The organism is Succiniclasticum sp., from assembly GCF_056977735.1.
In genome coordinates this window covers 119,920-134,619 of record NZ_DBMCWA010000005.1, presented here as the reverse complement: position 1 = coordinate 134,619, position 14,700 = coordinate 119,920, and the positions used below count along the sequence as shown (strand labels likewise).

The 14,700-nt window shown below is 46.7% G+C and carries 10 protein-coding genes; all 10 read left to right on the top strand.

Features of this window, described 5'->3' with window-relative positions; all coding sequences use genetic code 11:
- The first annotated feature begins 81 nt into the window (after positions 1–81).
- Positions 82–1,005: an ABC transporter substrate-binding protein gene (locus ACZOWY_RS04360; RefSeq protein ID WP_484393267.1), complete on the top strand. Its 924-nt coding sequence runs from the start codon at positions 82–84 to the stop codon at positions 1,003–1,005.
- 25 nt (positions 1,006–1,030) lie between these two features.
- The gene (locus ACZOWY_RS04355; RefSeq protein ID WP_484393266.1) at positions 1,031–2,425 is read left to right on the top strand and encodes a radical SAM protein; all 1,395 of its coding nucleotides are present in this window, start codon (positions 1,031–1,033) and stop codon (positions 2,423–2,425) included.
- A gap of 41 nt (positions 2,426–2,466) precedes the next feature.
- Positions 2,467–2,997 (top strand): flavodoxin family protein, encoded by a 531-nt coding sequence (locus tag ACZOWY_RS04350; RefSeq protein ID WP_484393265.1) that lies wholly within the window; start codon positions 2,467–2,469, stop codon positions 2,995–2,997.
- A gap of 38 nt (positions 2,998–3,035) precedes the next feature.
- The gene (locus ACZOWY_RS04345) at positions 3,036–3,998 is read left to right on the top strand and encodes an ABC transporter substrate-binding protein (RefSeq protein WP_484393264.1); all 963 of its coding nucleotides are present in this window, start codon (positions 3,036–3,038) and stop codon (positions 3,996–3,998) included.
- 293 nt (positions 3,999–4,291) lie between these two features.
- Positions 4,292–5,068: a DUF4198 domain-containing protein gene (locus tag ACZOWY_RS04340; protein WP_484393263.1), complete on the top strand. Its 777-nt coding sequence runs from the start codon at positions 4,292–4,294 to the stop codon at positions 5,066–5,068.
- Positions 5,069–5,272: 204 nt separating this feature from the next.
- On the top strand, positions 5,273–7,261 hold the full coding sequence (locus tag ACZOWY_RS04335; RefSeq protein WP_484393262.1) for a TonB-dependent receptor plug domain-containing protein: 1,989 nt from the start codon (positions 5,273–5,275) through the stop codon (positions 7,259–7,261).
- Between the two features lie 270 nt (positions 7,262–7,531).
- Positions 7,532–11,323 carry a cobaltochelatase subunit CobN gene (gene cobN, locus ACZOWY_RS04330; RefSeq protein WP_484393261.1) on the top strand — a complete coding sequence of 1,264 codons (3,792 nt, stop codon included), beginning with the start codon at positions 7,532–7,534 and terminating at the stop codon, positions 11,321–11,323.
- 102 nt (positions 11,324–11,425) lie between these two features.
- Entirely contained in the window at positions 11,426–11,944 is a 519-nt protein-coding gene (locus tag ACZOWY_RS04325; RefSeq protein WP_484393260.1) for a hypothetical protein, read from the top strand.
- Between the two features lie 160 nt (positions 11,945–12,104).
- Complete coding sequence (locus ACZOWY_RS04320) at positions 12,105–12,965, top strand: ABC transporter ATP-binding protein (protein WP_484393259.1); 861 nt, start codon at positions 12,105–12,107, stop codon at positions 12,963–12,965.
- A 70-nt stretch (positions 12,966–13,035) separates the two neighbouring features.
- Positions 13,036–14,691 carry a hypothetical protein gene (locus ACZOWY_RS04315; RefSeq protein WP_484393258.1) on the top strand — a complete coding sequence of 552 codons (1,656 nt, stop codon included), beginning with the start codon at positions 13,036–13,038 and terminating at the stop codon, positions 14,689–14,691.
- Positions 14,692–14,700: the final 9 nt, after the last annotated feature.

Sequence of the window (14,700 nt, the reverse complement as noted above, 5' to 3'; positions counted from 1 at the left end):
CCCGTTCTTCTTTACGGTAATATATAAAATCCGTGACAAAGGATTATTAACTGGTTTTAAATAATGACGGGGCTTTAAGCGATGAATAGAATTTTTACATTATTTATTATTACTATAGCGTTGTTTGCCTTCGGCTGTTCCCAAAAGGATGCGCAAACTAAAAATGAAGGTTACCAGGTTACGGACAGCCGGAACGTGACGCTGCATTTTAAGCAGAAACCGCAGCGCATCATATCCCTGTTTCCTTCCACGGATGAAGTACTGTTATCGCTGGTGGATCACAGCCGTATTTTAGCGTTAAGCAAATGGTCCCGGGATTTAAATTTTTCTAATGTTGCAGAAGAAGCAAAAAAGATTCCCTTGATAGCAGAAAGGTCGCCGGAATTTATTCTTAAGCATAAAGCGGACTTGGTGATTACCCGGCCTGATATGGGGCAGGATCTGTCGGCGTTGAAAGCCATGGACGACATGAAGATACCGGTGTATGTATTTAAAGGGCCTACTAACGTTGCGGAGGTTAAGCAATACATTCTGGATATGGGCGCCGTGACCGGGGAGAAAGAAAGAGCGAAGCAGATCGTTTCCGGAATGGATAAGGAACTGGCGGAACTGGAAAAACGGCTTAGTTCCATGAATCTGGCCAGGAAAAAGGCGTTGGTATGGACATCCCGCGGAATCGTGGGAGGCAAAGGGACGCTGACCCACGATATTCTTGTGAAAGCGCATTTAGAGGATGTGCTGGAAAACTATAAAATGGTTCCGGGTGCTTCCGTCAATCGTGAGATTGCAGTGAAGACAAATCCTGATATTATTATTGCAATCGGGTTTGAATCTTCCGGAGCGAAAATGATTGACGGTATATTACAGGATCCGGCGTTGCAGAATGTTAAGGCTGTTCAAACCAGACAGGTTATATTATTACCAATCCGTTATACCAGCTGCAACAGTCAGTATCTGGTTCAGGGCATTAAAAACCTGGTTTCCGCAGTCTATAATATAAACTAATAAAAAATGGCGGAGAACGAACGCTATGGATTACCAGAAAAATTTGGAAGCTTTTTACCGGAGAGATGATTTTGACGCATGTACGGGTGCTTTTAAAAGCGACATACAGACCATGCAGTTTAAACCGCTCCCGTATATTCCCCGACGTACAAGCGTGTTACCCGGTTCAATGGCGGATGTGGTATGGGAAAACGAATTGCCGGTAAAGCGTGGGCGGAAAGAGGCCTGCCTGTATCTGCATATTCCATTTTGTAATCTAAGCTGTACCTATTGCGGTTTTTTTAAAGACCAGGCACAGGAATCGCTGGTTGAAGCATACAGTAAAAGGCTGATAAAGGAATTGGGGTTGTGGTTTCACAAAGGGATTTTTTCAAACCGGATCATCAAGGCAGTTTTCTTTGGCGGCGGGACACCATCTGTCCTTTCACCTCAGCAAATAACAAAGATTTTGGCAGAAATAAGAAAACTGGCTGTACTGTCTGATGACTGTGAGATTACGTTTGAAAGCAGCATCTTTGATATGGATGCGGATAAGTTTTCGGCCTGTCTTGATGGGGGTGTGAATCGATTCAGCTTTGGTATCCAGACGTTCAATACGCAGGTAAGGCGCAGTATCGGAAGGCCTGACAGCCGGGATACGCTTCTGAGAAAATTACAGGCCTTTGCCAGAAGTGATGCGCGGATCATCATTGATTTGATTTATGGTCTGCCGGGACAGACAAAGCAGGATGTGCTGGATGATCTGCAACTGGCAATGGAAACCGGGGTCGCGGGACTGGATTTATATAAGCTGCAGATCTTGCCGGAATCGGTTCTGGGAAAGATAATTCAGGAAGGAAAGAAAGAGTATCTGTTTTCTTCATCACAACTTGCGGACATGTTTATCAGCGGAGCCCGTTATTTGCAGAACAGGGGATGCAGCCGGTTAAGCTGCTGCCACTGGGGTATGGTTTCTTCCGAAGAAAGCCGTTATAACACTATGGTGAAGCGGGGTGAAGACATTATTGCCTGTGGGTGCGCCTGTGGCGGCGCCACAGGATCTTATAAATTCAGGAAAATTCAGGGAATCGGATCCTACATGAAGACTGTTGAGGAGCACGCCATACCGGTCATGGTCTTCCGGAAATGTTCGGAGCTTTATCCGTTATTGGAAAAACTCAACGGCCAGACAGACAGGGGGATTCTCGATTTTGCTGAATTGCAAAGGCTGCATCCCATGCAGCTGGAGGATCTGCTGAGACCGGTTTTGGACAAGTGGATGGCTGACGCTCTGCTGGAAAAGAGAAATGGCAGATATTATATAACGTTGGAGGGCTCTTTCTGGTACAGAAACATTGCGAGAATCTTACTGTACATGACGGAAGTAGCCGTTTTTGGCGAAATGACAGAAACGGAAAAAGGTTGGGAAAAAAGTTTGTGATGCGCGGGATGAACAGTTAAAAATAAAAGGAGAGGTTAATCATGGCTCAGGTTTTGATTGCGTATTCCAGCCGTACCGGTAATACGAAAAAAGTGGCGGAAGCGTTATACAGTGCTGCGGAAGATAAGTGTGTCCTGATGGAAACGGAAAAAGTTGAAAGTCTGGATGGTTATGATCTGATTTTTGTAGGATATTGGGTTGACAAAGGCGGACCGGATAAGATTAGCCGGGAGTTTTTGCAGAAACTTGATGGGAAACGGGTTGTGTTGTTCCAGACCCTGGGAGCAGATCCGATGTCAGATCATGCCCTGGGCTGTTTCGCCAATGCCGGAAAATGGATGAAGGCGTCCAACAGAATACTGGGAGGTCTTTCCATCCGCGGCGCCATAGATCCTAAATTGATTGAGGCTATGGAAAAACGGCCGGCGGGTCATCCCCATGCGCCAACTGCGGAAAGCAGAAAGAGATGGGCTGAGGCATCAACCCATCCGGATCAGGCGGATTTGGAAAAAGCTGCGGCATGTATGAAAAGATATGTCGCTTTTTATGAAAAGTATTATGCAGGAAAATAATGATTAGCTATATTAAGAATAAAAGCAGATTAATCTTTTTGCTGCTAGTTTTTATTATCGCGAGTCTGTTGCTTTGCGGGTGTAAACAGGAAGATAAAAAGACTACTGTGACAAGCGGCTACGACGTTACGGATGATTTTGGATACAAGCTTCATTTTGCGGAAAAGCCACAGCATATTGTGGGAACTACCGCCAACATTGAGGAAGTGCTGCTTGAACTGGTTTCTCCGGAACGTATAGCGGCCATCTCGGAACAGAATCTTGATAAAGAGTATTCGCTAATGCCAACAGAAGCCGCCAGGGTGAAAAAGGTAATACCGAATCTGCCTCCGTTGGAAACGATTATCGCACAACACCCGGACCTGGTGTTCATGCAGATAAGAAGCAATCAGGCAGCGGCAGATACGCTGACCGAGATGGGCATCCGGGTTTTCCGTATGAAGACGCCGGTGACCCTGCCTATGATCCGTGACCGTATCCGCAAGATGAGTGTGGCTGTCGGGGAAACGGAACGCGGAAATTTGATGTTGCAAAAGCTGGACGAAAAGATTGCTGCCGTACAAAAGCGCACAGCTGCAATTCCTGAGGAAAAGAAAAAAGTAGTGATCTTATATTCCAGTCTGGGGGCTACCGGCAGCGCGACGGGTCTGTTCCATCATCTCTGTGAGGAAAGCGGTGTCATTAATGGCGGGGCTGCAGCCGGTATTTTGTATGCGGAACGGATCAGCGACGAACGCATCGTCAAGGTAAATCCGGACATTTTTATTGTTGCAGATGAAGGCGCTGCCAATGAATATGGAAAGGCAACTTCCAGAAAGATTATGGAAGATAAGGCCCTGAAGAATGTGAAGGCGGTTCGGGATCAACGTTTTATTTATTTAAAAGCCAAATACAGAGCCTCTAATTCGCAGCATTTTGGGGATGCAGTTACGCTCATAGCCAAAGGCGCTTACCCGGAATTGTTTGAAGATGTAAAAGACACGAGCGTAAAGGTTCGATAACCTGGTGAAAGACCGTCCGTATTTTTTGAGGCAACGTGTTATAACTCAGAACTCATGGCAATATAATAATTTAGGACTGTATCGTTATAAGGTACAGTCTTCTTTTTTAGTTATTTCATATTTATGGTAAATTTTTGGTTTACATTATGGAAAAAACATGATATTATGACATAGATTATTTTTAGTAATACTAAGTATTATTAAGATTTTTTTTTTGATATCTCCGCTATTGACCGTATTGTGAGGTTATTTTAATGAAGTTTTTTGTTCCCAAAAAGAGTTGTCTGTTGTCTATGCTTTTTAGTGTAGCGTTATCTGCAACGGCAAGCGCACATACACTGTGGATCAATTGCACAGACTACACGCCGGATTTTTCTGTTCGCTCCGGCGCAAAAACAAAAATCTATATGGGTTGGGGGCATCACTTCCCGGTAGACAGCTTTGTGAAAGCGGAAGATTTCACCAGTATTACTGTACTGTCGCCTTCCGCGAAAACTGAAAATGTTACTTTGGAAACAACCGGTTTTGCGGCTAAACAACTTTCCCTTAAAGAAGAAGGGCTGTATGTGATTGCTGTTACCCGGAGGGATGCGTATAACACATCTTATAGAGAAAACGGAAAGGTGGTTTTGGTTAAAGGGACTAAAGAAGGACGTAAGGATGTTGTGAGCAGTACTTATTCGCAGCAGTTCGCCAAATCTTTGGTTTTATCCGGAACCGGAAACGCGGATAACCTGTCCCATGCCTTCGGCCACAAACTTGAGATTATCCCCCTTACCAATCCTTATGCGATTACCAACAACCGGGGCGGCGAAATGCTTCTTAAAGTGTTGTTTAACGGCAAACCGGTGCAGCATAAGAAAGTATATGCCATGTACGAAGGCTATTCAAACGACGACGCGGCATCCTGTACGGTATCGACAGACGAAAAGGGAATCGCAAAGCTGCGTATCGACCACTGGGGAGTGTGGGTAGTGAAAACCAAACTGGAATTACCTGCTTCTGATGCGATGAAAGAGAAAGTGAATCAGGAAAACTACTTTGCCTCTCTCACATTCAGCGTTCCGTGATTAACAAAAGCAGATAAACTGATTTAGCTCCTGAGGTTTATCTGTCAGTAAATTATCGGGGTATTTTTTATAAGGTTTCACCCACGATTCGTATATTTTGGTTGCAGGTGCAGTACTGCGGGACCATGAAAGACTGGCTGCGGGAAGCGCTTTCAATATATTTCATTTTTATCTTTAACTTATTCTTGAAAGGGGAACTTTCTCATGAAAACAAAATTGTCTAAGGGTATGCTGATGGCCGCTTTAATTTGTGGCACGATTGTGCCGGCGCTCTATGGTGGGGCAAGTGTGTACGCGGCAGAGGCAGATACGGCTGATGCGTTGAGCTCTTTTGAACTGGATCCTTTGGTAATTACTGCAACCAGGACGGAAAAACGTGATGTGGATGTACCGGCATCAACCGAGGTTCTGACGAATCAGGATATTGTTGAACGCGGCGCAACCAACGCCATGGATGCATTGACTTATGTAAATGGCGTGGAAATCAACAGGTATTTCCCCGGCGGCGCGGCCATGACAACCATGACTTCCGATATCAATATCCGCGGTTATGGCGAAGGTACGCTGGTTATGGTTAATGGTAATCCGATTAACTTAAATAACTCGTATAATATTGATGCAATTCCCACCGAGTCTATAGAACGCATTGAAATCGTAAAGGGCGGCGCTTCTGTATTGTATGGCTCTGAAGCCATGGGAGGCGTTGTCAATATTATTACCAAGAAAAAGGGAAGTAATTTTGTTACCGCCGGCATAGGCAACCGCGGTCAGAGAAAATTCAATGTAGGCGTTGGAAACGACAAATTCCATCTTAATTATGACATTACCCGTTGGGGTAAAATACGGCATATCAATGATTCAGCAAGACCTGCAACAAAAGGAACAGACTATTATTTTAATCATGATAAAAGCACAAAACAGAATATTGGCGTAGGTTATAATATAACGGATGATTTGAGCTTAAATTATAATCATTTTGAATCCAAGGTTAATTACAGCAGATACTATATTTGGAATAATGAATATTCACAGTGGCGGGATACCTATACAAAAGAAGATCTGGTACAGCTGAATTATGACAAAGATGATTTTAAAATTCATGCTTACTGGAATAAAAACAAGATCAATTATTTTGGGGAAGGGAAGTCTAAAGTAGGCGGCGCAATGTCGAAGAATCTCCCGACCCGTCGTGAGAATACTGTTTTTGGCGCAGATATACAGAAGGATTTTCGTTTTGGCAAAAAATCATTACTGACTGTGGGCGCAGATTATAAATATGAGAAAATGGATCAGGTTCTTTCATCAGGGAAACCCGGAGACGGAGCAAAATCCAGAAATACCTATGCCATTTATGCCCAGTTGGATCAGAAACTGACAGACAGGGATACACTCATTATCGGTGGCCGCGGAACCTGGACGACAGGAGGCTGGGGCGGAAATGATTACCATAACTTCAGTGCTTCCGGTCAGTATCTGCATAAGTTCGATGAAGATCAGGGAGTGTATATCAAGGCTGCTTCTTCTTTTATCATGCCTACTTTTTCACAAATGCAGCCGAGCGGTTCATTGGGCGGTGTTGATAATCCGGACTTAAAACCGCAGCGCGGCTTAAATTATGAGATTGGTTATAAGGCAGTTAAAGGAAATCATTCTTACAGGGCTGCTTTCTTCCATACAAAAGTCAAAGATAATATTACGGCAACTGTATTAGGCAGGGATGACCAGGGAAGTGTTATTTACCAGTATACAAACAAAGATTTCAAAAATACCGGTTTTGAAGCAGGTATGGATGTAAAAGCGTCTGATAAATTCAGCTATAATTTAGGCTTTACCATCCAGAATCCAAAGAATTATGATTCAAAATATGAAGAATTTGGCTGGAGAAGAAAGTTTGGCAGATATCAGATTAAAGGCGGCATCAATTATCATTTGAAAAAATTCCGTGCGGCACTGACTGGGTCGTATATTGGTGACCGTTATACCTGCCCGTCTTCAAAAGAAGGATATAAAATCAAACCGTATTTCATGACCACTTTAACAGCGGGTTATGCTCCTGATAAAAACAGTGAATTCGCTTTGATTATCGATAACGTTCTGGACAGAAATGATAATGTTTCCAATACGATGAACAGCGGAGGCGCATATTACTATACTCCGATTAACTTCCTGTTTACCTACACTTATAAATTCTAAACTCTGTTCAGACAATGGTTGAAATGATTCCTTCGGTTTTATATATTGTTTAGTTATGCTTCGTTTTCATGTGTTTTTAAGCGGCGCCTATGCGCCGCTTTTTTAATAAAAATATCAAGCGGGTATTCGATTGAAATCTGCAAAAACAACAGTTACTGGTCGTTCTATTCTCATTCTGTTTGACCATACAACAAGTATATATTTTATAATTTATCATCATGGCGTCTCAGTAAAATTATTAGTTCTTGTTTTGTTGTATGAGGCTGTTGTATGAAAAATACTATTGTAATTTTTACCAATGTGGAGCGGCAGTGCCAGCGGTTGAACCAGGCGGCGCACTATTTAAATGAAGAAAAAAAGATTTGTTCTGAGTGTGTGAGTCAGTTTTTTAACAGCGAAACCGGTTACACGGAATTAACAGAGAAGACGCTGTTGCGTTCTTCCGTTGCCTTTTTCCTCTGGCAGGGTGCGGTGTATCCTACAGAATTCAGTAATGCGTGTAAAAATTTTTTGCAAGAAAAACAAAAACGGTTTATCATGGGTTCTTCCACCCAGCCGGAGGTAGAAGCTGCGCACGAAGTGGATGCCGCGGCGCTGATCCAGGTCAGCCAGTACATTTTCAATAGCGGGACGGATAATTATCGGAACCTTTGGCTGTATCTGTGCGCGGAGTATGCCGGTGAGAAGGTTTCCTATCTGCCGCCCGCTGCATTCCCCTGGATGGGAACAGCGGATTTTTCTTCGGCAGCAGGTAAAAGTTTCCAAAATGAAATTGATAAACGGGCATCTTCAGAGGACGAAACTGCGAAAAGAACTTCTGCCGTCCATGATTTAATTACAAGTGTCAGGGAAGACCCCGCAAGTTTGGATTCCCGTCCCCTCGTGGGCATCTTGTTTGCCAGGGAGAACTGGATCTGGCAGGAGGTTGCCTATTTAAAGGAACTGGTAAGGGCGCTGGAAGCACAGGGACTCCGTACACTTCCAGTCTATTGCCTGTGGTGCGACAACATAGCGGAAAATGCGCCGGGGCTTTCACGCGCTGTTAAAAAGTACTTTTATAAAGACGGGAAATGTATTGTCTCCGCAGTCGTCAACACCTTTAAGATCAGCCTGACCCTTAGCAGCCAGAATGATAAAAACTTTTTGAAAGATTTAAATGTTCCGGTACTGCAGGCTTACAACCTGCTGCGGGATTACGAATCATGGTGGGAATCCTATACGGGCATGATCCCGGTGGAACTGTCCTGCAATGTGATCCAACCGGAGGTTGACGGCGTCATCCATGGATGCCCTGTTTCGTATAAAGATTATGACAGGGACGGTATTGCCTGGTACGCGCCGTTGCGGGAACGCATCGAAGCCTTTGCCCGCAAGGTGAAAAAATGGGCGCTTCTTTCTTATTTAAATAATGAGGATAAGCGGGTCGCTGTCATCTTCCATAATTATCCTCCCACTAACGACAGCATCGGCAGCGCCCAGGGACTGGATTCCCCCGCCAGTGTTGTGTTGCTGTTGCGTGCCATGCAGGAAGCGGGATACAAGATGGATTCTTTGCCGGAAAACGGCAAAGAGCTGATGGAAAGAATTACGGCTGGTTTTACTAATGACAGGCGTTTCCTGACGGAAAACCAGATAGAAAAAGCAGCGGGAAGTGTCTCTGCTGAAGAGTATAAGAAGTGGTTTATCAAACAGGATCCCGTTGTACAAAAAGAGATGACGGTTTCCTGGGGTGAAGCCCCGGGCACGGTGTTTTATTATAACGAGACCCTGTTGATTCCCGGCATTTCCAACGGCAATATTTATATCGGTATGCAGCCGCCCAGAGGGTTTGGCGAAGACCCGGGGAAGATTATCCATGACCCTGCCTGCCCGCCGCCTCACCATTATCTGGCGTATTACAAATGGCTGCGGGATACATGGAAAGCGGATGCGGTTATCCATGTGGGAACCCATGGTTCGCTGGAGTGGCTGCCTGGCAAAAATGCGGGTCTTTCCGGTAAATGCTATCCGGACGTGGCGTTAGGCGACCTGCCGGATATTTATCCCTATTACGTTACGATTATCGGGGAAGGCATTCAGGCAAAGCGGCGGGGCTCCGCCTGCCTGATCGGTCACCTGAGTCCGCCTACAAGCCAGGCAGAAGTTTATGAGGATCTGGCGGAACTGGAAAAGCTGCTGGATGAATATGCCCAGTTCAAGGTGCAGCAGCCCGGCAGTGAAACGGCAGTGCAGGAAAAAGTGCTGGACAAGGTTGCGGCCATGCATCTGGAAGAAGAACTGCCACAGGAGGATTTGTCTGCTGATGACTACATATTAAAAGTACATACCTATGTGGAAAAACTGAAGCATATGCAGATCCGTACCGGCCTTCATATTCTGGGCTGTCCGCCGGAAGGGGAGGATCTGAAAGAATTCCTGCTGGTGCTGACCCGTGTGGAAAATGGCGATGTTCCTTCCCTGCCCAAGGTAATCTGTTCGGCGTTTGGACAGGATTATTATGAATTGGAAGAAAAGAGTGGCGAAATACTGTCGGACGGACAGACCTGCGCACAGCTTCTGGACCGGGTATGGGAGATTTGCACAGAAATCGTTGCATTCTTGATGGAACAGGGCCTGGATACAGACGCCGCCCATTCGCTGATGAATTCGGAGCTGGTGCGGAATTTGCAGTTAGATACAGAGAATGTTGGGAACCTGAAAACGGTTGCAACGTTTATTACCGGTGAACTGGCTCCCAATCTGGCAAAGACAAAACAGGAGATTCCCAATACGCTGCGGGCATTGGACGGAGAATTCATTGAACCGGGACCGGGCGGTGCGCCGACCAGCGGCCGGGCGGACATTCTGCCTACCGGACGTAACTTCTACGGCGTGGATCCCTACAATATCCCTACGCCGGTTGCCTGGGAGCTTGGGAAACTGCTGGCGGACCAGGCGGTGAACCGCTTTATTAAGGAAGAAGGGCGTTATCCCGAAAGCATCGGTATGGTCATCTGGTCGGATTCCAATATGCGCAGTAACGGACAGGATATCGCGGAATTCTTTTACCTGCTGGGGGTGAGACCCGTATGGCAGAAGGGCAGTTTGCGTGTAAAAGATTTGGAGGTCATTTCATTACAAGAACTGCGGCGTCCCCGTATTGACGTGACAGCCCGGATCAGCGGACTGTTCCGCGATACCATGCCTTCCGTAGTGGAAATGATGGAAGACGCAGTGAACCTTGTGAAGTCGTTAGACGAATCGCCGGAAGAAAATTTTGTGAAAAAACATGTGGAACAGGATGCAGCGGATCTGGAAAAAGAAGGAACCGATAAAGAAACTGCATTTGAACAGGCCTCCTGGCGCATCTTCGGCTGTCCGCCGGGCAGCTACGGCGCGGGTGTTGCCCATATGATCGAAGGGAAAAACTGGGAGACGGTCCATGACCTGGCAGACGTGTATGTACGCTGGGGCGCCCACGTGTATGGTAAAAATAAAGAAGGCAGTTATTTGCCGCAGCTGTTCCGGAAACGTCTTGCCACGATTGATATAACCATTAAGAACACGGATAACCATGAAGTGCATCTGCTGAACTCCGATGACTTCAATGCCTATTGTGGAGGCATGAACGCGGCGGTGCACAGTATCCGGGGAAAGATGCCCCGCTGTTATATCGGAGACAGTGCGGACCGGGCCAAAGCGGAGACCCGCAGCCTGGGCGAGGAGATACGGCGCGTGTTCCGGGGGGAAAGCATGAACCCCAAATACATTCAGGGCATGAAGAAGCATGGCTATAAGGGCGCTTCGGACCTGGCGAACCTGGTGGCCCATGCCTATGGCTGGGATTGCACCAGCGAGGTGTTGGAAGACTGGATGTATGAAGGCTTTGCCAAAAAACTGGCGCTGGATCCGGAAATGCGGAAATGGATGAATGAAGTGAATCCCTGGGCGCTGCACCGTATGGCGGAAAAACTGTTGGAGGCGGAGCAACGGGGCATGTGGAATGCCTTGCCCGAAACGAAAGACGCGTTGCGTAAATTGTATATGGAACTGGAAGGCGAACTGGAAGAACGGGCGGAATAGCCGGCATAACGTACCGTTTATGCGGTTATCTGATAGAAGCCCTTTCGGAGGTTCGGCCTGCCGGAAGACAAATTGTCGGAGCAATAAAAGGAGGAAATGCGCATGTTAGGTTTACCGGAAGAAGAACAGTACCGCCTGTTGTGGGTGAAGTATGGATTGTCAGAAGAAAACGCAAAAGAATTAAAAGCAAAAGGCTTTTCCTATTACGATCTGGATAAAGGATCCATGTACGCCTATGTAGCGCAGAAACCGCTGGAAGAAGTACTAGAGCTGCGCCGGGAAAATCCCTGGATGAAGGTTGAGCTGTTGCTGCATATTACACCGCAGCTGCTTCACGACAGAGAGCTTATGCGCAAGGCGGAATGTGCGGAAAAGTGGTGGGGCATCAGGTCGGACCTGGTATACCGCAAATTTATGGAAGGCTATCCGATCCATTACATTCGCATGGCTTATATTTTGTCAAAACATTCTTCCATGAGTGTAGATGAAATTCTGGAAAAACGGAAACGCTCTGTCAAATGGGCAGTCTGGGCTCAGGAAAATCTTGGCATCGCCCCGGAAGATTTAAAACGCTGGATCAAAGAGATGCCGAATCCTTCGGTGGCCAAAAAGGCAAAATAGGAAGGACGGATTCCTGCAGGTTATTGCCCGAGCGTTTTGTCTGAGAGCGAATTGATTATGCGGTTTTTCTAATATCTTTTTTATGAATCTCTTTTTTTCTGTCTTTAAATAGTATATAATGATTTAATAGAATGACTTCTCAATAAGAATTATTTTATCTATGGAAAGACAGGGATTACAGATGCAGCAGGAAACGGTAATTCGGATTCAGGACCTGACCATCGGATATGAGAATAAAATCATCATCAGCGGTATCAACGCAGAGATCCATACCGGTGAACTGGTAGGCATCATCGGCCGTAACGGGGCAGGCAAGAGTACGCTGCTGAAAACGATACGGGGCCTTCTTCCCGCGAAAGCAGGAAATATTTTGTATTTTGATCAGCCGCTTACTTCCTATGGGGAGAAAGAACTGGCCCGGCGTGTGGCGTACCTGCAGCAGAATGTGGAGACCGGTTTTGGGTACACGGGGCTGGATATTGTGCTTACGGGACGTTATCCTTATATGAAATGGTGGGAAAGCGAAACGGACGAGGATAAGGCACTGGCCCGGGACTGTATGTCGTATACCGGCACGCTGGATCTGGCGGAGCGTCCGGTTACTGAGGTCTCTGGCGGACAGAAGCAACGTATATTGCTGGCAAAGGTGCTGGCGCAGCAAACGCCGGTTCTGTTTTTGGATGAACCGACGACCGGGCTGGACATGGTATACCGGGAAGAGATATTCCGTTTTGCCAGGGAACTGGCGAATATGGGGAAGACTATCCTGATGGTAGTGCATGAGCTGGATCTGGCGGCCGCCTACTGCAGCCGCATCTTTCTGCTGGGTGAAGGGAAACTGCTGGCGGATGGCTGCCCCGATGAGGTCTTTACGGAGGATCTGCTGAGCCATGCTTATGAAGCAGACGTTGCAGTGGAGCGGAATCCGAAAAACGGCAGGCTGGAAATTTCGACGCGGGAAAATCCGCAGGTGAAAAAGAAGGAAAAAGATTTATTACAGAAGATTTGTGTGAAAATCTGAAACAATGTGTGTTTATCATAATGAAGGTGTTCGTTTTCACAGACCCGGTATCTGACAGGACGGTTTCGGGATGAATCAATTCATTTTATGTGTGCTTTTGTCTGTTCTTTTACTGACAAACGCAACGGTATTTGCCGGGCAGCAGCTGGATGCGGTTTACCCGTATAGCCTGGAACAGCAAAAGATACAAACTGTTACCGGACGCAGTACGCTTCCGCTTTATATCAATTTAACAAACTTTGATGTGCCCCGCATGCAGCAGGCTGAGGTTTCTGTACGGCTGCCTGAGGGGTTCTCTGCATTACCAAAGGAAGGATGGCAGGTATATGCAGGCGGCGCTTCTGCCCGCTGGCAGCTGGAAGCTGACTATGGGCAGAATTTTGATTTGTTGTATTTACAGGCTGATGAAGGCGCGGTCTCCGGGAATAAAGAATTAGAGATCACTGTGGCCGGAAACGGATGGGAAGAAAGAAAAAACATTACTTTTGCCTACGACGCGGCCGGGGAGACGGTGGGTCAGCCGCAATCAGAGATTAAAAAGCCGGATGCAAAGAAGTTTAACTGGTACATCCAGTCGGTTCTGCTCCCGGTAGACGTTTATGGCCGCAGGGACGACAGGGCAGAGAGCGGTGTGATCTATGTCCGGGATACCACGCTGGAAAGCTTCCGTAACCGGATGAAAGGGGACGGGGCTACCAGCTGGTCAGCGGTTTTCAATCACCCGGCGACGTTTTTACTTCTGGATATGCGCAATCCGCAGCGGGATATCCGTGTCCTGAAATTTAAAGCACAGCTGCTGGACCGGGCCACCGGAGAAGTTGTAGAGGGCCTGGTTACTGCAGGTACTACCAATCATGATACCGGTGAAGGCTGGGCGGGCAAAGCCAGTGAAGAGGCTGAAACGACTGCGCTTATTTCCCTGGACGGGAAAAAGTCGCAGGCTTTTATCCTGCCCTTGTATGTGGATTATTTTAAAATCCTGGAAGGCGAATATACATTACGGGTCACCGTCAGCGGCGGAGAACAGCAGAAGATCCAGGAGGTTCCCCTGACAATAGCCAGGAAACACAGTCTGGGCCTGTTTGCAGTGGGGTTTGCCTTTGTCTGCTTTTTGATTACGCTGCTGCTGTTGCTGCGTTTGAAAAAGTGCGTTTTTACTATCGGCGCCAAAGGAGCTATTACGGTAGCGTTGTTTGCTGCTATTTCTTTCGGAGGTGTTGCATTGCCTTCCACGATTCTGGGGGATCTGGTTCATGCCCTGCTTGGTCCCTTTTCCGGTCTTGTGACCGGTCTGTTAAGCGGAATCATGCAGTATCTGCTGATTGTTTCACTGTTGGTTCTGTACCGTAAACCCGGTGTACTTACCTTGTTATACGTACTTAAATTTATGCTTTCCGGTATCATGTTCGGACATTTTTCTCCGATTGGGGTGCTGAGCACTTCCGTATACATTGTGGTGACAGAGTTTTTGCTGTGGGTAAGCGGCTTTTATAAAAAAGAAAGCCTGGATGCGAAATATATGTTTTTTGTTGCCGTCGTGTTGGGCCTGGGGGACGCGCTGATCACATTTGTCAATTTCGAACAGATGATGTTCTTTTACCGTTTGTACTATGCGGACTGGTTCCTCGCCATGTATATGGTAGTGAACGGACTGCTGTACAGCAGTATCGGCAGCTGGATCGGTTTTAAAACCGGTATCAAACTGCGCCAGGTCGTCAGCGAATAGGAGGAAGGC

What these genes read in the sequence shown, in the direction of transcription:
- ACZOWY_RS04350 (WP_484393265.1), top strand. Translation starts at nt 2,467, where the DNA reads ATGGCTCAGGTTTTGATTGCGTATTCCAGCCGTACCGGTAATACGAAA.
- ACZOWY_RS04335 (WP_484393262.1), top strand. Translation starts at nt 5,273, where the DNA reads ATGAAAACAAAATTGTCTAAGGGTATGCTGATGGCCGCTTTAATTTGT.
- ACZOWY_RS04325 (WP_484393260.1), top strand. Translation starts at nt 11,426, where the DNA reads ATGTTAGGTTTACCGGAAGAAGAACAGTACCGCCTGTTGTGGGTGAAG.
- ACZOWY_RS04340 (WP_484393263.1), top strand. Translation starts at nt 4,292, where the DNA reads ATGCTTTTTAGTGTAGCGTTATCTGCAACGGCAAGCGCACATACACTG.
- ACZOWY_RS04315 (WP_484393258.1), top strand. Translation starts at nt 13,036, where the DNA reads ATGAATCAATTCATTTTATGTGTGCTTTTGTCTGTTCTTTTACTGACA.
- ACZOWY_RS04355 (WP_484393266.1), top strand. Translation starts at nt 1,031, where the DNA reads ATGGATTACCAGAAAAATTTGGAAGCTTTTTACCGGAGAGATGATTTT.
- cobN (WP_484393261.1), top strand. Translation starts at nt 7,532, where the DNA reads ATGAAAAATACTATTGTAATTTTTACCAATGTGGAGCGGCAGTGCCAG.
- ACZOWY_RS04320 (WP_484393259.1), top strand. Translation starts at nt 12,105, where the DNA reads ATGGAAAGACAGGGATTACAGATGCAGCAGGAAACGGTAATTCGGATT.
- ACZOWY_RS04360 (WP_484393267.1), top strand. Translation starts at nt 82, where the DNA reads ATGAATAGAATTTTTACATTATTTATTATTACTATAGCGTTGTTTGCC.